At 46.7% G+C, this 17,701-nt stretch carries 17 protein-coding genes; 14 read left to right on the top strand and 3 right to left on the bottom strand.

What is annotated here, in order from left to right; translation table 11 throughout:
• The first annotated feature begins 4 nt into the window (after window positions 1-4).
• The 5 genes from DWY55_RS19745 to DWY55_RS19765 all read left to right on the top strand — a co-directional run bounded on the left by DWY55_RS19745 (window position 5) and on the right by DWY55_RS19765 (window position 4,807).
• Window positions 5-679, top strand: a complete 675-nt coding sequence (locus tag DWY55_RS19745) for a DNA alkylation repair protein (RefSeq protein ID WP_005835579.1) — start codon at window positions 5-7, stop codon at window positions 677-679.
• A 127-nt stretch (window positions 680-806) separates the two neighbouring features.
• Entirely contained in the window at window positions 807-1,295 is a 489-nt protein-coding gene (locus DWY55_RS19750; protein ID WP_005835580.1) for a Fur family transcriptional regulator, read from the top strand.
• Entirely contained in the window at window positions 1,292-2,563 is a 1,272-nt protein-coding gene (locus tag DWY55_RS19755) for an adenylosuccinate synthase (protein WP_005826216.1), read from the top strand. The genes DWY55_RS19750 and DWY55_RS19755 overlap by 4 nt, the downstream gene beginning before the upstream one ends.
• A gap of 102 nt (window positions 2,564-2,665) precedes the next feature.
• Window positions 2,666-3,970: an alpha-L-fucosidase gene (locus DWY55_RS19760; RefSeq protein WP_005826218.1), complete on the top strand. Its 1,305-nt coding sequence runs from the start codon at window positions 2,666-2,668 to the stop codon at window positions 3,968-3,970.
• A gap of 141 nt (window positions 3,971-4,111) precedes the next feature.
• Entirely contained in the window at window positions 4,112-4,807 is a 696-nt protein-coding gene (locus DWY55_RS19765; RefSeq protein ID WP_005826222.1) for a zinc metallopeptidase, read from the top strand.
• A 105-nt stretch (window positions 4,808-4,912) separates the two neighbouring features.
• Here the strand turns inward: DWY55_RS19765 and DWY55_RS19770 are convergent, their stop codons facing one another.
• A complete protein-coding gene (locus DWY55_RS19770) occupies window positions 4,913-6,076 on the bottom strand; it encodes a TPR end-of-group domain-containing protein (protein ID WP_034525490.1) in 1,164 nt (387 codons plus the stop codon).
• Window positions 6,077-6,208: 132 nt separating this feature from the next.
• Here DWY55_RS19770 and hisS point away from each other — a divergent pair, with 132 nt between their 5' ends.
• From hisS to DWY55_RS19785, 3 genes are all read left to right on the top strand, one after another.
• Window positions 6,209-7,570, top strand: coding sequence for a histidine--tRNA ligase (hisS, locus tag DWY55_RS19775; protein ID WP_005826229.1), 1,362 nt, complete (start codon window positions 6,209-6,211; stop codon window positions 7,568-7,570).
• 146 nt (window positions 7,571-7,716) lie between these two features.
• Window positions 7,717-7,875, top strand: coding sequence for a hypothetical protein (locus tag DWY55_RS22105; protein ID WP_008663974.1), 159 nt, complete (start codon window positions 7,717-7,719; stop codon window positions 7,873-7,875).
• A 48-nt stretch (window positions 7,876-7,923) separates the two neighbouring features.
• Complete coding sequence (locus tag DWY55_RS19785; protein ID WP_005826233.1) at window positions 7,924-8,685, top strand: EFR1 family ferrodoxin; 762 nt, start codon at window positions 7,924-7,926, stop codon at window positions 8,683-8,685.
• Here DWY55_RS19785 and DWY55_RS19790 read toward each other — a convergent pair.
• Window positions 8,655-9,509: a bile acid:sodium symporter family protein gene (locus tag DWY55_RS19790; protein WP_005826236.1), complete on the bottom strand. Its 855-nt coding sequence runs from the start codon at window positions 9,507-9,509 to the stop codon at window positions 8,655-8,657. The genes DWY55_RS19785 and DWY55_RS19790 overlap by 31 nt on opposite strands.
• Before the next feature lie 183 nt (window positions 9,510-9,692).
• On the opposite strand from DWY55_RS19790, the gene DWY55_RS19795 reads away from it, so the two are divergent.
• The 4 genes from DWY55_RS19795 (at window position 9,693) to DWY55_RS19810 (ending at window position 13,288) form a co-directional block, all read left to right on the top strand.
• Window positions 9,693-9,965 (top strand): co-chaperone GroES, encoded by a 273-nt coding sequence (locus DWY55_RS19795; RefSeq protein ID WP_004290132.1) that lies wholly within the window; start codon window positions 9,693-9,695, stop codon window positions 9,963-9,965.
• A 37-nt stretch (window positions 9,966-10,002) separates the two neighbouring features.
• A complete protein-coding gene (gene groL, locus DWY55_RS19800) occupies window positions 10,003-11,640 on the top strand; it encodes a chaperonin GroEL (protein WP_005826239.1) in 1,638 nt (545 codons plus the stop codon).
• A gap of 254 nt (window positions 11,641-11,894) precedes the next feature.
• Entirely contained in the window at window positions 11,895-12,113 is a 219-nt protein-coding gene (locus tag DWY55_RS19805) for a winged helix-turn-helix domain-containing protein (RefSeq protein WP_005826242.1), read from the top strand.
• Between the two features lie 155 nt (window positions 12,114-12,268).
• Window positions 12,269-13,288: a threonine aldolase family protein gene (locus tag DWY55_RS19810; RefSeq protein ID WP_034525502.1), complete on the top strand. Its 1,020-nt coding sequence runs from the start codon at window positions 12,269-12,271 to the stop codon at window positions 13,286-13,288.
• Window positions 13,289-13,459: 171 nt separating this feature from the next.
• On the opposite strand, the gene DWY55_RS19815 is transcribed toward DWY55_RS19810, so the two are convergent.
• Window positions 13,460-15,970, bottom strand: a complete 2,511-nt coding sequence (locus DWY55_RS19815) for a glycoside hydrolase family 9 protein (RefSeq protein ID WP_005826249.1) — start codon at window positions 15,968-15,970, stop codon at window positions 13,460-13,462.
• 308 nt (window positions 15,971-16,278) lie between these two features.
• On the opposite strand from DWY55_RS19815, the gene DWY55_RS19820 reads away from it, so the two are divergent.
• A complete protein-coding gene (locus tag DWY55_RS19820; RefSeq protein ID WP_005826253.1) occupies window positions 16,279-17,247 on the top strand; it encodes a DnaJ C-terminal domain-containing protein in 969 nt (322 codons plus the stop codon).
• 17 nt (window positions 17,248-17,264) lie between these two features.
• A complete protein-coding gene (locus DWY55_RS19825) occupies window positions 17,265-17,558 on the top strand; it encodes a chaperone modulator CbpM (protein WP_009036538.1) in 294 nt (97 codons plus the stop codon).
• The last annotated feature ends 143 nt before the right edge of the window (window positions 17,559-17,701 follow it).

A 17,701-nucleotide genomic window follows, 5' to 3' on the forward strand; every position in this document is an offset into this window, starting at 1 on the left:
AACTATGATAGATACTAAAGAGCAGCTGCATCAGCGGCTGAAAGATATAAAGACACAGCTCCGTCTCTCAATGAACGGGGCTGTGTCCCAAAGTATGCGTGAGAAAGGGCTGGTATATAAGCTGAACTTTGGCGTGGAGTTGCCCCGTATCAAGGGTATTGCTGCCGGTTACGAGAAGGACCACTCTCTGGCTCAAGCTTTGTGGAAAGAAGATATCAGAGAGTGCAAAATATTGGCGGGACTTTTACAGCCGGTAGAGAGTTTCCTGCCCGAGATAGCCGATATCTGGGTGGAAGATATCCGTAATATCGAGATTGCAGAACTTACCTGCATGAATTTATTCCAACATCTTCCTTATGCGCCTGCCAAGTCCTTCCATTGGATTGCAAGCGAGGACGAATACACGCAGGTTTGCGGCTTCCTCACCATAGCCCGTCTATTGATGAAGAAAGGGGATATGAACGAACGGGTTGAAAATGAGTTCCTCGACCAGGCAATAACGGCTTTTTTGTCGGGCTCCTATCATGTACGCAATGCAGCCATGACTGCTATCCGCCGCTTTATGCAGCAAAATGAGGAAAATTCTTTTCAAGTTTGCCGCAGAGTGGAGGGTATGGACAATTCTTCTTCTGATGTAGAACAATTACTATACAATCTTGTAAAAGAGGAGGTTTGTTAGATTAGTTCTATGGTTATAGAGACTGATGCGGTAAGGGAATATTTCCCTTATCGCAATTTTTATCTCTTTCTCGTTTGCTTTCCACAAAAAAGGATTAACTTTGTTGGCTGTAAAACTGCGCCGTCAAATGGAAAGTCAGAATGTGAAAGATACAGTTAGGCAGATATTCACTGAATATCTGAATGCGAACGGGCATCGGAAGACTCCCGAACGTTATGCTATACTTGACACCATTTACTCCATAGACGGTCATTTTGATATCGACACGCTCTATTCACTGATGGCCGACCAGGAGAACTTCCGCGTCAGCCGTGCAACGCTTTACAATACCATCATTTTGCTTATAAATGCTCGTCTGGTCATCAAGCATCAGTTCGGCAACTCTTCCCAATACGAAAAATCTTATAATCGCGATACGCACCATCACCAGATATGCACCCAGTGCGGAAAGGTGACCGAGTTTCAGAACGAGGAGTTGCAACATGCCATTGAGAATACCAAACTGAGCCGTTTTAATCTTACGCACTATTCCTTATATATGTATGGGTTGTGCAGCAAGTGTGACCGGGCCAATAAACGGAAGAAAAAGAATAATAACCATAAAAAAGAAAAATGAAAGTAGACGTATTATTAGGATTACAATGGGGCGACGAAGGCAAAGGCAAAGTCGTTGATGTGTTAACTCCGAGATACGATGTCGTAGCTCGTTTCCAGGGCGGACCGAATGCCGGACATACACTCGAGTTTGAAGGGCAGAAGTATGTGCTCCGTTCCATTCCGTCTGGAATATTCCAGGGAGACAAGGTGAATATCATCGGTAACGGAGTGGTGCTTGACCCGGCTCTCTTCAAAGCGGAAGCCGAATCATTGGAAGCGTCCGGCCATAACTTGAAGGAACGCTTGCACATTTCCAAGAAAGCACACCTCATTCTGCCGACTCACCGCATACTGGATGCTGCATACGAAGCAGCCAAAGGCGATGCAAAGGTAGGAACGACCGGAAAAGGCATCGGACCGACTTACACGGATAAAATCAGCCGTAACGGTGTGCGTGTAGGCGACATTCTGCATGACTTTGACAAGAAGTATGCAGCGGCCAAGGCCCGTCATGAGCAAATCTTGAAAGGCTTGAACTATGAGTATGACATTACCGAAATGGAGAAGGCATGGTTCGAAGGTATCGAATACTTGAAACAATTCCAGTTGGTGGATAGCGAACACGAGATGAACAATCTGCTGGCTGCCGGCAAGTCTGTATTGTGCGAAGGTGCGCAGGGGACAATGCTGGACATTGATTTCGGTTCTTATCCGTTTGTCACTTCTTCTAATACGGTCTGTGCAGGTGCTTGTACCGGTCTGGGTATTGCTCCCAACAAGATTGGTGAGGTATATGGTATTTTCAAGGCCTATTGTACGCGTGTAGGTGCCGGTCCGTTCCCGACGGAATTATTCGACAAGACCGGTGACCAGATTTGCACGCTGGGTCATGAGTTCGGTTCTGTGACAGGACGTAAGCGCCGTTGTGGCTGGATTGACCTGGTGGCATTGAAATATGCCATTATGGTAGACGGGGTTACCAAACTGATTATGATGAAGAGCGATGTGCTCGATTCTTTTGAAACCATTAAGGCTTGTGTAGCTTACAAGATGGATGAGGAAGAGATTGATTACTTCCCGTTCGATATCAATGAGACTGTTGAACCGGTTTATGTAGAGCTACCCGGTTGGCAGACGGATATGACCAAGATGCAGAGTGAAGATGAGTTCCCGGAAGAATTCAATGCATATTTGTCATTCCTGGAAGAACAGCTTGGTGTGCCCATCAAGATTGTTTCTCTGGGACCGGACCGTGAGCAGACCATCGAACGGTATACAGAGGAATAATAAAACAAACAGATAACCTTAGACACGGATTACACGGATTTCGCGGCTTCATCTGAAGAACCGTGGGTGTCCGGATAATCCGTGCCTTTTTTATTTATTGCCATGAAAACACGTCTTTTGTCTTTTTTACTGTTGTTTCTTCTTGTGTGCTCCGCACAGTCGCAGACTTACCAGCCGACGGAGGAGAACCTGAAATCCCGTCAGGAGTTTCGGGACAATCGCTTCGGTATCTTCCTGCATTGGGGGATATACAGTATGCTGGCTACCGGAGAATGGACCATGACGAACAAGAACCTTAATTATAAGGAGTATGCCAAACTGGCGGGAGGTTTCTATCCTGCCAAATTCGATGCTGCCAGATGGGTGTCAGCCATTAAGGCGTCCGGGGCAAAGTATATCTGCTTTACATCCCGGCATCACGATGGCTTTTCTATGTTCCACACACGCTTTTCCGATTACAATATTGTGGATGCTACCCCTTTTAAGCGGGATATTCTGAAAGAATTGGCAGACGAGTGCCACAAGCAAGGTATTCGTCTGCATCTCTACTATTCGCACATCGACTGGTATCGCGAAGATGCTCCGTGGGGACGCACCGGACGTGGAACGGGACGACCGAATCCGAAGGGCGACTGGAACAGCTACTATAAATTCATGAACAACCAGCTGACCGAGTTGCTCACCAATTATGGAAAAATAGGTGCCATTTGGTTTGATGGCTGGTGGGACCAGGACCAGAATCCGGATTTTGACTGGCAACTGCCCGGGCAATATGCCATGATACACCGCCTGCAACCGGCTTGCTTGGTTGGGAACAACCATCATCAAGCACCGTTTGCCGGCGAGGACATCCAGATATTCGAGCGCGACCTGCCGGGAGAGAACCGTGCCGGCCTTTCCGGGCAGGATATCAGCGCCTTGCCCCTTGAAACCTGTGAGACGATGAATGGAATGTGGGGATATAAGATTACGGACCAGGATTATAAATCTACCAAAACGCTGATACATTACCTGGTGAAGGCTGCGGGTAAAGATGCCAATCTGCTGATGAATATCGGTCCTCAGCCGGACGGTGAGCTGCCTGCTGTTGCATTGGAGCGTCTGGCAGAAGTAGGGGAATGGATGAAGGTATACGGTGAAACCATCTACGGAACCCGTGGCGGCTGCATTGCTCCGCATCCTTGGGGAGTCACTACACAAAGAGAAAATAAATTATACGTGCATATTCTCGAATTGCAGGATAAGGCTCTCTTCCTGCCGTTGGAAGGCAAGAAAGTGAGGAAGGCAGTGGGGTATGCCGACCGTCTTCCAGTGAAGTTCCGTAAGTGTGAAGGAGGGGTGATGCTCTACTTGCCGGAGGTTCCGACGGATATTGATAAAGTGATAGAGGTGGAGATTGAAAAATAAATTATAAATCAGAAATCTTTAATTCTTCCTAAAAGATAAAGGAAACGCTGGCATTGCTCACCGTTTCCTTTTATTTTTGGCAGACTATTTGTTATACAATAAGAAACGACTGATTTATTCACAATTTAAAGAAAGAAAATTATGGGAACAGGAATGATAGGAATGCAATGGATTATTTTTATCGGTATTGCCGTCGTCAGTTGGCTGGTACAGATGAATCTTCAGAACAAGTTCAAGAAGTACTCTAAAATCCCTACCGGCAACGGAATGACGGGAGCGGACGTTGCTTTGAAGATGCTGCACGACAATGGCATCTACGATGTGACCGTGACGCATACTCCCGGACATCTGACCGACCATTATAATCCTGCCAATAAGACAGTAAACCTGAGTGAGAGTGTTTATAGCAGTAACAGCATCATGGCTGCTGCCGTTGCAGCCCACGAATGTGGTCACGCCGTGCAGCATGCACGCGCATACGCTCCGTTGACAATGCGCAGCAAACTGGTGCCGGTAGTCTCTTTTGCCTCACAGTGGATGACGTGGTTGCTGCTGGCAGGTATCTTGATGCTGAACTCCTTTCCGCAACTGTTGCTGGCGGGCATTATACTGTTTGCATTGACAACTTTATTCAGCTTCATCACCTTGCCGGTGGAAATCAATGCAAGTAAGCGTGCGCTGGTATGGCTTAGCAATTCCGGCATTACGAATTCATATAATCATGCGCAAGCGGAAGATGCACTCCGCTCGGCTGCCTATACGTATGTAGTGGCTGCTCTCGGTTCGCTTGCTACCCTGATTTATTATATCATGATATTCATGGGACGCAGAGATTAAACACATGATGCAGACATAAAAAACAGACCATCTGTTCACCCGAAACAGATGGTCTGTTTACATTAAATAGATGATGTGTCTCTGCCGGATGCATCATCTGTTTTTTTATTCTTGATAGGGCGACTGCCAGAACCAGGCATCGTCATTGACCACGTACTTGGCTTGGAAGAAGTTTTCTGCATTAGGGTCTGAGGGGCAAAGCAGTACATCGTCTGCTTTTATGCTATAGAGATTCTTGGCCATATAGCTGTCTAAATAATATTCTTTGGTAATCTTCTGCTGGTTATTCCAGTTGGCTTCTTCATTTAGGATTACCGGACGACCGTCTCGCAGACGTTCGCGCACTTCTTGCACGCTTAGCATGATGCCGTTTTCATCCATCACCCAGGCATTGTTGGTGGGGTCTACCCATATCCATTTATCCAAGGTATTGGAATAAACTACGTTAATGGAATGGCATTCACCAATGTATTTTTTGGGTAATCCGCTGATGTGGCGTGCCTTAAATCCCATGGACAGATAACAATCCTTCAGTACATGGGCAAGACCTCCGCAATGCAGACCTCGCGCACCGCCTTTGCAAGCTTCTGCCCATTTTATGATGTTGCTGCCTGCCGGACTTTCATGGTTTCCGTCATGTTTTATGGTATTGTGTATATAAGTAAGTATGTTCTTTATTTTCGATAATTCGTCGCCTGCGCCTGCCACACTGTCTAACTTGAAGTATTGGCGTACCTCTACTAAATACTTGTTGTTGGGATTGATGTGTTCGAAGCGGGGGAGTGTATCAGGGCGCTCATTGTGGGTGTATCCCGGTGTTTTTTGAAGTATGTCGAGGTAGTCACCCACTTTCTTCACTTTGGCAAGCACTGCCTTGAACCGTTTATCGCTGCGCAGGTTGTCTAAGTCGGTATCATTCATCATGTGGTTGTAATCTTGAAATCCATTGTCGTAGGCCAGTTCTAAATTTTTGATGGCTTCACCTTTTTTCTTTAACAAGGATTGGAAGCAGGCTAAATTGTAGTAATAGGACTGTATGAGCCAGCTGTACTTTTTCTGAGTGTTCTCGTCTTGTTCTTTGAACAGAGTTATCAAAGCCTTACCGTTCTTTTCGGCTTCTTTATAGTTTTTCTCATTGACGGCTTGTTGCAGCTTTTGTACGATGGCTTCTTCTTTTTGGTCGAAGTCTTTGGCGTTGCCGGATTGTGCCCGGCTAACACCGATGCCGCATAGCAACAACATGCAGAATAAAATCAGTCTCTCTTTCATAAATGTGTAAGTTTGAAGTTTGTTTTGGTCGTTTTTATGCGACGGTAATGATACAAAGGTAAACATTCTCTTTTCTTAATCAATAAAATACTGTAACTTTGTCGTCCGATTTTTAAAATAATTGAACTGATTATGGCAGCAAAACCAAGTATTCCGAAAGGAACCCGTGACTTCTCGCCCGTAGAAATGGCGAAGCGTAACTATATATTCAATACGATTCGTGAGGTGTATCATCTCTATGGTTTTCAGCAGATAGAAACGCCCTCGATGGAAATGCTTTCTACCTTGATGGGGAAGTATGGTGAGGAAGGCGACAAGCTTTTGTTCAAGATACAGAACTCCGGTGATTACTTTTCCGGACTGACAGATGAAGAACTGTTGAGCCGTAATGCTCCGAGACTTGCCTGCAAGTTTTGCGAGAAAGGTTTGCGCTATGACCTCACAGTACCTTTTGCCCGCTACGTGGTGATGCACCGCGATGAAATAACTTTTCCTTTCAAACGTTATCAGATACAGCCCGTGTGGCGCGCCGACCGTCCGCAAAAAGGACGCTATCGTGAGTTCTATCAGTGCGATGCCGATGTGGTAGGCAGTGATTCCTTGCTGAATGAGGTGGAGCTGATGCAAATTGTCGATACGGTATTTACCCGCTTCGGCATCCGTGTTTGTATCAAGATTAACAACCGTAAGGTATTGAGTGGCATTGCCGAAATCATCGGTGAGTCTGACAAGATTGTTGATATTACTGTGGCCATTGATAAGTTGGATAAGATAGGTCTGGACAATGTCAATGCCGAGTTGAAAGAGAAAGGCATCAGTGACGAGGCTATCGCCAAACTGCAACCTATCATTTTGTTGAGCGGAAGTAATGAAGAGAAACTTGCGACTCTGAAGGAAGTTCTTGCTGTCAGCGAGACCGGACTGAAGGGCGTGGAGGAAAGTGAATTTATCCTTTCCACCTTAAAGAACCTTGGCTTGAAGAACGAAATCGAGCTGGATTTGACATTGGCCCGTGGCTTGAATTACTATACCGGTGCCATCTTCGAAGTAAAGGCGCTGGATGTGCAAATCGGCAGTATTACTGGTGGAGGACGCTATGACAACTTGACGGGTGTATTCGGTATGTCCGGTGTCAGTGGTGTCGGTATCTCGTTCGGTGCAGACCGTATCTTTGATGTGCTGAACCAGCTTGACCTTTATCCGAAAGAAGCGGTGAACGGTACTCAGTTACTGTTTATCAACTTTGGTGAGAAAGAGGCCGCATTCTCAATGAATGTATTGACTGAAGTGCGTGCGGCAGGCATCCGTGCCGAGATTTTCCCCGATGCAAGCAAGATGAAGAAACAGATGGGGTATGCGAACTCCAAAGCCATCCCGTTTGTGGCCCTGGTGGGTGAGAATGAAATGAATGAAGGTAAGGTGACATTGAAAAACATGGAGACCGGAGAGCAGAAAATGGTCACTCCCCAAGAGCTGGTTAGCGAACTGAAATAATAAAAACTGAAATACATTTAAAAAGGAGCACAAAATTGCTCCTTTTTTTGTATATTTATGGCACAAATATAGGTATTTGTAATAGTGGCGTAGGAAAAATGAAACATCCTGCATTTATCTTTGTACTGACAAAAAAGGAGGTTCTTATGGTTTCTGTTGAGCTTAAGCAAGAAAAACACAATGCCCTCGTCAGTTTCCTGATGATTGTCATAGCGGCATTGTTCCTGCTCTATATGGGCAGTTCATTGGTACATTCTACAAAAGCGTTCTGGGAAAATTATTCCATAGAAGAGCTGCTGGAATAGAAGGAATTCAAGTCAAATCACTACCTTTGTCGGCAAAACATATTGCCGATGATACTTTATTTTACCGCAACCGGAAACTCACGCTGGATTGCAGAATTGCTTGCAGAGGCTATGCATGATACTGCCGTCAGCATTGTTGATTGCCTTAAGCAAGGCTCGATACCCGCAGGGCTGTCGACAGCTGACAGACTGGGTATTGTTTTTCCGGTACACTCATGGTATGCACCCCGTGTCTTGATTGATTTTTTGTCGCAGCTCCGGTTGCCGGACTGCTGTTACCGTTATGCCGTGTGTACATGCGGGGACGATATGGGAAAGGGAATGAACCGCCTGGCGGAACATTTTCCGTTGGATGCTGCCTGGTCTGTTGCAATGCCCAATACCTACGTACCGATGTTCAATTTGGACGATGGGGCGCTTTGCCGTAAGAAGATAGAGAACGCACGGCATGCTGTCGCTTCGATTGCCGAAGATGTCATTGCACGGAAGAGGGTCTGGAATGTGCATGAGGGCAGTGCTGCCTGGCTGAAAACGTATGTCGTGAATCCTTTGTTTGTCCGTTTTGTCATTGGTACAAGGAGTTTCCATGTAGATGAAGGCTGTATCTCTTGCGGAATATGCGGCAAATCTTGTCCGGTAGGTAATATCCGGTTGGTGGATGGGCATCCGGTGTGGGGAAAGCAGTGCATTCATTGTATGGCTTGTTTGCATTTTTGCCCCCGGAAAGTGATACAGTATGGAAAAGCGACACAGAAGAAGGGGAGATACCGGTTGGAAGATTATCTTTGCCGCTTCACCACTCCCACATAAATCAGCAGAATAACATTCATTACCAGTGCGTAGATAATGGCAGGTATTGCAATAATGTCATTGTTGAATACAAACGGACTACTGGCAACAGCAATTGCTTGTGCGGCATTCTGCATACCGATTTCTATAATGAGTGTACGTTGTTCTTTCCGGTTGAGGCGCATGGACTTCGATAGCACTACGCCGCCTCCCATAGCCAGCAGGATAAGAATGGAGATGCAGAGGCCCAGTTTGCCGAATTGGCCGGTGATGGTAGCATGGTGCTGTATGAAGAAGATGGTTGCCAGCAGGATAAGTGCGGGAAAGGCTGTCTTGGACAATATCTTATGAATCCTTTCTGCCATTTGCGGACGGTAGCGCTTCGTGAATATGCCGGCTACAATGGGAAGAAACATCAGAACCAGGTTCTGCATGATAAGGCTGCCTACGGGGAGATGGATATCTATGTCCAGATTGCTGTCTACAAAGTGTGTGGCGAATTCCATAATCACGGGGATAGTGAACAGCGTAATAATGCTGCTACATGCCGTCAGTGACACGGACAATGCTACGTCTCCTTTGGCTATCATGGAGAAGATGTTGGATGAGCTGCCGCCTGGCGAGCAGGCTATGAGTATGATGCCGATAAAGAACAGAGGTTCGAGCTGGAAGACATGTCCTAAAGCAAATGCCAGCATCGGCAGTAGGATGATTTGGCCTGCCAGCCCGGCAATAATGGGGCGGGGGCGTTTGCGGAACAGTTTAAAGTCTTCGGTTTGTAATGTCAGTCCCAGTTCAAACATCAATAAGGTAAGAATGGGGAGGACTATCCATATTGCGTTCATAAGTCAAATCATTTTTGAGGCTGCAAAGATAGCAAATATTGTTGTATACTTTGCCATTTTGTCAGCCTTTGTCTGCCAAACAATCAGCTTGTTCGTTTGGCACGGTTTTCGTAAGTTGTTTATCGCTTGTTTAAAGCAAAATTACCATTATAACAAATGTATAACATATAAAACAAAAAGATTATGAACATTAAACCATTAGCAGACAGAGTGCTGATACTCCCTGCACCTGCAGAAGAAAAGACAATTGGCGGTATCATTATTCCTGATACAGCGAAAGAGAAACCTTTGAAAGGTGAAGTTATTGCAGTAGGCAACGGAACAAAAGACGAAGAAATGGTGTTGAAGGTTGGTGACACAGTGCTGTATGGCAAGTATGCCGGTACTGAACTGGAAGTTGAAGGAACCAAGTACCTCATCATGCGTCAAAGCGATGTGCTCGCTGTTTTAGGTTAATTTGTAAATTGTAAATCGTTAAAATGTAAATATAGTTATGGCAAAAGAAATATTATTCAATATCGATGCCCGCGACCAATTGAAGAAAGGTATCGACACACTGGCAAATGCAGTAAAAGTAACCCTCGGCCCTAAAGGTCGTAACGTTATCATCGAAAAGAAATTCGGTGCTCCCCACATCACGAAAGATGGTGTAACGGTAGCTAAAGAAGTAGAGTTGGCAGACGCATATCAGAATACTGGCGCACAGCTGGTAAAGGAAGTTGCTTCCAAGACCGGCGACGATGCAGGTGACGGTACTACAACTGCTACTGTTTTGGCTCAGGCTATCGTAGCCGAAGGTCTGAAGAACGTGACTGCCGGTGCTAGCCCGATGGATATCAAACGCGGTATCGACAAGGCTGTTGCCAAAGTGGTTGATTCTATCAAAGGCCAGGCGGAAACAGTGGGTGACAATTATGACAAGATTGAGCAAGTTGCTTCCGTTTCTGCCAATAACGACCCCGTTATCGGCAAGCTGATTGCAGACGCTATGCGCAAAGTTTCCAAAGACGGTGTTATCACTATCGAAGAGGCAAAGGGTACTGATACTACTATCGGTGTGGTTGAAGGTATGCAGTTCGACCGTGGTTACCTCTCTGCTTACTTCGTTACCAATACGGAGAAGATGGAGTGCGAAATGGAAAAACCGTACATCCTGATTTATGATAAGAAGATTTCCAACCTGAAAGATTTCCTGCCTATCCTCGAACCGGCAGTACAGACCGGTCGTCCTTTGCTGGTTATTGCAGAAGATGTGGATAGCGAAGCGCTGACAACTTTGGTTGTAAACCGTCTGCGTTCTCAGTTGAAGATTTGTGCAGTGAAGGCTCCGGGCTTCGGTGACCGTCGCAAGGAAATGTTGGAAGATATTGCAGTGCTGACCGGTGGTGTTGTCATCAGCGAGGAAAAAGGTCTGAAGCTGGAACAAGCTACTATCGAAATGTTGGGTACTGCCGACAAGGTAACTGTTTCCAAGGATAATACAACTATTGTAAACGGTGCCGGTGATAAAGAAAACATCAAGGAACGTTGCGAGCAAATCAAGGCTCAGATTGTATCTACGAAATCTGATTATGACAAGGAAAAACTGCAGGAACGTTTGGCCAAGTTGTCTGGCGGTGTAGCTGTTCTTTATGTAGGTGCTGCTTCTGAGGTTGAAATGAAGGAAAAGAAAGACCGTGTAGACGATGCGCTTCGTGCTACCCGTGCCGCTATCGAAGAAGGTATTGTTCCAGGTGGTGGTGTAGCCTATATCCGTGCATTGGATGCTCTGGAAGGCTTTAAGGGTGACAATGTAGATGAAACAACCGGTATTGACATCATCAAACGTGCTATTGAAGAACCGTTGCGCCAGATTGTTGCCAACGCTGGTAAAGAAGGTGCTGTTGTTGTACAGAAAGTACGCGAAGGCAAGGCAGACTTCGGTTACAATGCCCGTACCGATGTTTATGAGAACCTGCATGCAGCCGGTGTGGTAGATCCTGCCAAGGTTACTCGTGTGGCTCTTGAAAATGCCGCTTCTATTGCCGGTATGTTCCTGACTACAGAATGTGTAATCGTAGAGAAGAAAGAAGATAAGCCTGAGATGCCGATGGGTGCTCCCGGAATGGGAGGCATGGGCGGAATGATGTAAGATCGTTTTCCCTGATTGCTTAATCAAATAGGAGAACCGCAGTGTCTTTTTGATAGATACTGCGGTTTTTTTGTTCTATTTACCTTCTTGATTATTAATAAAAAGCGTGTAATATTACAAAAGTGTTACAAAAATGATTAGTTTTCATATCTTTTGTTCGTTTTTGTTGTTAGCAAAATAAAAAATCATATCTTTACCCTTCGTAAAGATAACCTAATCAACAAGAACTATTAACCTTTTTAATTGAAGAGAAAATGAACAAAAGCGAAATTGGACTAAATGCTGGGAAAGTTTGGCAGTTGCTTAGCGATTATACCAGATGGAGCTACGGTTCTTTAAAGAGGAAGTCCGGACTGAAGGACAAGGAGTTGGGAGCCGCATTGGGGTGGCTTGCCCGTGAGGACAAGATTGAAATTCATCAGGAAGAAGATGAACTTTATGTTTCACTAGGGGTAAATGTTTATATCGGATAAAGGAAACCGATTGAATGGATTGATTGAGGAGCACAGATTTCTCAGTGCGGAAGCATTTTCCACCGGGGGATGAAATCTGTGCTCCTTGGTTTCTTCATGTTGCAGAATATTCTTTTCTTTGCACATTCTTTTCAATGAACAAAAACAGAAAGACTATGAGAAGTTTTGCTTCAGACAATAATTCAGGCGTACATCCGTTGGTAATGGAGGCGCTGAACCGGGCCAACCGTGACCATGCTATTGGTTATGGGGATGATCCTTGGACAGAGGAGGCTGTCCGTAAAATAAGGGAAGCGTTTACGCCGGATTGCGAACCGTTGTTCGTATTCAACGGTACGGGCAGTAATGCGGTGGTTTTGCAGCTGTGTACCCGCCCTTATAATTCCATTATTTGTGCAGAGACTGCACATATCTATGTCGATGAGTGCGGTGCGCCTGCCCGTATGACAGGTTGTCAGATTCGTCCTATAGCTACCCCTGACGGCAAGCTGACGCCCGATTTAGTCCGTCCTTATTTGTGCCATTTCGGCGAACAGCATCATTCGCAGCCCGGAGCCATCTATATTTCGCAATGTTCGGAGCTGGGCACTGTCTATAAGCCGGACGAGTTGCGGGCTTTGACGGATTTGGCCCATCGGCATGGCATGTATGTCCATATGGACGGAGCCCGTCTGGCAAATGCTTGTGCAGCCTTGAATCTTGGCTTTAGGGAACTGACAGTGGATTGCGGGATAGATATCCTCAGCTTCGGTGGTACGAAAAATGGACTGATGTTGGGAGAAAGCGTGGTTGTCTTTAACCCAGCTTTGAAGAAGGAAGCTTATTTTGTGCGCAAGCAGTCGGCACAGCTCGCATCCAAGCTCCGCTATCTGTCCTGCCAGTTCACTGCCTACCTGACGGACAGCCTTTGGTTGAAAAATGCCGCGCATGCCAATCGTATGGCAAAGATTCTTTACGACGGATTGAAGGAATTGCCAGGTGTGCATTTTACGCAGAAGGTGGAAAGTAACCAACTTTTCCTTACGATGCCCCGTCCGGTGATTGACGAGCTGTTGAAGGACTATTTCTTCTACTTCTGGGATGAGGCCATCCACGAAATCCGTTTTGTAACCTCTTTTGATACTACGGAAGAAGATATCGAGCAATTGCTGCAATCGGTAAAAAGGCTTCTCTGAAATATATAAAAGCTCCTAACCTTCACAGGCTGGGAGCTTACTTCGAAACTTTCCCCTCTTGGGGGTAGGGGAAGGTTTACTGAAAACAAACCGATTGAATATTTACCTTAAATACCTTTGCACGATAACCTTTTTAACTAACCTTTTCAATAAATCTTTGTTAGAGTATGCTTATATACCGACAGCCTCGCGGACCGGTACAAAAGTGTAGCCTTTTCGTTTCAGTGTCTTAATCATCTTGTCCAGATAGCCATTATAGAACTTGTCTGTGCGGCGGTCGTCCGTTCCGAAGTGCATCAGCATTAGGTGTCCGTTCAGACCTTCTTTCTTTTCCACCTCCATAATCTTGTCGTAGATGAATTTGCTGCTCCGGTACTTCTGTCCCATGTCCGGAGTGGTGTAGTCGGCATTGCTCATGGTACCAGGGGTATAGTTGATGACTTGAATACCCATATTCTTTGCCCAGGCGGATATTTCCTTGTTATAGTATTCGTAAGGGGGAATATAGACGGGAGCGTCTTTGTATTCGATACTTGCCTTGTGGAGGGTCTCGTAGCTTTTCATCATATCGTTCTCAAACTCTTCGCGGGTGACCAGCAGAGAATCACGGTCTTCCCAAGGCATGTACAACAGATGTCCGTAACTGTGGCTGCCTACAAAATGCCCTTCGTCGAGCAGGCGTTTCACTACATCGGGATAGAGTTCATAGAACTCTCCGGTAAAGAAGAAGCCACCTTTGATGCCATGCTTCTTCAAGGTGCTGATGATGGCATCGGCACCGTCTGCTTTGTCGGCGGCAGTGAATACGAGGGTGATTTGCTTTTTTGAGGGATCGGTGCGGATAATGCCTCCGTCCACATATACATTCTTGTCATTTGGGATACCGGCTTGCTTCATTCCATCCTTCTGCATGGCAGAGAGGTAGTACGTGAGGCAGGCGGTTCCGTCCATGGTAGGCTCATTGGTGGAATAGTCGTGGATGGCGTCGTGATATACCATCAGGTCTGGCTGGAAGCGTTCGTAGTCTTGTCCGGGAGTTCCGGGAATTCCCGTCATATTGACACCGCGCAGGCTTTCGAAGATGGTACGATAGACAGGACCGTCCACCAGTCCGCCGGTAGTATTGCCCACGCCTGCATTCAGCAGTGAGGAGTGGGGTTGCGAGGGATAGTCTCCGTAAAGGGGAAGTTCCACAATCATGCTGGTTCCCCAAGGGTTACAGCCGAACAGCCAGTCGCGCAGGGAGGCTTCCATTTCGGCGTATGTGTCATCGCCGGTGGTTTCACGGTACAGCCGGCATTGGGTCAGCATGGCGGTAGTCAGATTGTTGGAACACCAGATGTAGGGTATACCGTGCAGGAAGGGGCTTTCTACCGCTTTCTCGTACGTGCGTTCAATGCCCGTACGCATGTTGCGGATGAATTCCTTGCTGATGCGGCTGTTGTCCACTTTGGCAAGATGGTAGTGCCCCATGTTCATGAACGGATACCATTGGTAGTGGCGTGCACTGTCGGCGCCCATCCAAGGAGTCACCGGTTCGCGACGTCCGTATTCAAGGGCTTGGGCCAGGTATTTGTTGTCGCCGGTGGCTTTGTACAGTTCCATGGCTCCCAGTTCCATATCGTCCACCCAGTTGTCCTCTTCGTAAATGTAGGGAGACAAGACAGAGGCTGTCTGGCATGCTCCCGGTTTCTTTACGCCTTCCTGATAGGCGGCATCGGCCTTGGCTTCGATTTCTGCTGCAAATTCAGGATAGTAGTCTTTCAGTATCTTGGCGCCTAAAGCGAAGCAGGAGGCAAACTTGCCGGCAGTGCTTGCCACTCCGGTCGTTGCATTCTTGAACTCTCCACGTACTTGCGGTTCGCCACTGCAAAAGTAAACGGGGCGTCCTTTACCCGGTCCGTAGCCGTAATCCACCAGGTCTTTGTTAGGTAGGCGCATTCCGGCATGGTCACGGTCGTCGGCTATCTGGTTGTACAGCTCGCCTGGAGCAGGATTCATCCGGTTCAGCCAGTCCAGTCCCCACTTGATTTCGTCCACGATGTCGGGAATGCCGTTGGCTCCCGGATGTCCGGCTGCATCATAGGCGTCACCGAATGATTCCGGATTTTCCTGATAGGCAAACATCATCTGGTAGATGGCATTGGCGGAGGTGGTGGTGTATTGCAGATAGTCCGTAGCATCGTGCCAGCCTCCGCGGACGTCTATATGTTGTCCGGTTTTGGTGGGATGATAGACGATGTAGCCGTCGTGCACGTGGCAGCTGTCTTTCAGGAACGGATTATAGCCGCAGCGTTGCTGCCGCATGTAGTGCAGCAGGTAGTCTGCGGTACCGTTGTAGACTTGTGCATTGATGGGGAAACGGGGGGAGACCGCTTTGCCTGCTTTCAGATAATACGTGCCCGGTTCTGTGAAATCACTGAAGTTCAACCGGTAGGTACTCTTTATGCCTCCCATCTTGCCGGTGGCCTTGGTTGTGTTGAAGGTACGCACCACCTTTCCGGTGAAAGCGTCAATCAATGAATAATTTTCTACGTTTGTTCCTTCCTCGCTCATGAATACAGCGACTTTGACGGATTGCGGCAAATAGCCGAGTTGGTTGATTCTGATCCATTCGCCTGCTTTGCCCGGCAGGGCTACGAGAGCGAATATTACCGTTAGGAGCCAATAATTACTTTTCATAATGGGGGTTTTTAATCTAAGGTTGGGGATTATATATAAAACAAATTTTCCTTATTACAAATAAAGCATTTTCTGTCAATTTTAGGAAGATTTAGGATGAATAATTAGACGATATTAGGTGTCGTTTACACTATTTTGGTATTTTATAGACGTGAAATAAGTGTTTGGTTGAAACTAAATGTTTGTTTATCACGTAATTATTATGCTTGATGATGCTTTTTAATTTTCGTTTACCTATTTTAATAATGCGTAAAACAAATTGGCGTGTTATTTGTTTTATGGTATTTAGACAATAAAACTAATAGACTATGGCTTATATTGATTACTATCAGGTCCTTGGAGTGGACAAAAAGGCATCTCAGGATGACATCAAGAGAGCGTTCCGCAAGCTGGCGCGCAAGTACCATCCTGACTTGAATCCGAACGATGCTACGGCCAAGGATAAGTTTCAGGCTATCAACGAGGCGAATGAGGTGCTGAGTGATCCTGAAAAAAGAAAGAAATATGATGAATATGGTGAACACTGGAAACATGCCGACGAGTTTGAAGCGCAGAAGCGGGCACAGCAGCAAGCCGGGGGCTTCGGAGGATTTGGCGGTGCCGGTTTTGGAGGTTCCGGTGCGGGATTTGGTACGGACGGAGGCGGTACGTATTGGTATTCTTCCGACGGCCAGGAATTTTCGGGCAGTAATGCCGGTGGTTTCTCAGACTTCTTCGAACAGATGTTCGGTCATCGTACGCGCGGAGGAGGCGGTGCCAATGCCGGTTTCCGCGGGCAGGATTATCATGCGGATTTGAACCTCTCGCTTCGTGAGGCTGCGAAGACCCATAAACAGATATTGACGGTGAATGGCAAGCAAGTGCGTATTACCATTCCGGCCGGTGTGGCCAACGGACAGGTCATCAAACTGAAAGGCTATGGTGGCGAGGGCATCAACGGAGGTCCTGCAGGTGACTTATACATCACGTTTGTGATTCCGGACGACTCGGTATTCAAGCGTTTGGGAGATGATTTGTATGTGGATGTGACCGTCGACCTTTATACAGCCCTGCTGGGTGGCGACCAGTTGGTGGATACTTTGGATGGTCAGGTGAAGCTGAAGGTGAAACCCGAAACTCAGAACGGGACTAAGGTACGTCTGAAGGGTAAGGGCTTCCCCGTATATAAGAAGGAGGGACAGTTTGGCGATCTCATCGTGACTTATTCCGTGAAGTTGCCGACAAACCTGACGGAACAGCAGAAAGAGATGTTCCGTAAAATTCAGAGTATGAACTAATGAAAGGAGAACGGATTATGCAGAACGAATGGATTGTCATCAGCGAATATTGTGACAAGTGTCATATAGAGCCCACTTTTATTGATATGCTGTGCGAAAGTGGACTGATAGATGTGGAGCAGGAAGGTGGAGAGCGTTATCTGCCTTTCTCCGAGTTGCCGGATGTGGAACGGTACAGCCGTATGTACTACGACCTTTCCATCAATATGGAAGGGATTGATGCCATCCACCATCTGCTGGCAAGGATGGAAGAGATGCAGCGGGAGATACACTCGCTGCGCGGCAGGCTGAGGCTGCACGGAGAGTATTAATTTTCCTTTCGTCTCTTTGAGAACTTTTGTCCTTTTAAGAAGGGGCAAGCAGGAGGAAGTATTTCAGAAAAAACAAGCGGGCACGGTTGTGTAAATTAAACTGTGTCATGCTCTATTCTCATTCAATCTCATCGGTCGGGGAA

This window comes from Bacteroides sp. AF25-38AC, from assembly GCF_003602995.1.
GTDB classification, from domain to species: Bacteria; Bacteroidota; Bacteroidia; order Bacteroidales; family Bacteroidaceae; genus Bacteroides; species Bacteroides uniformis.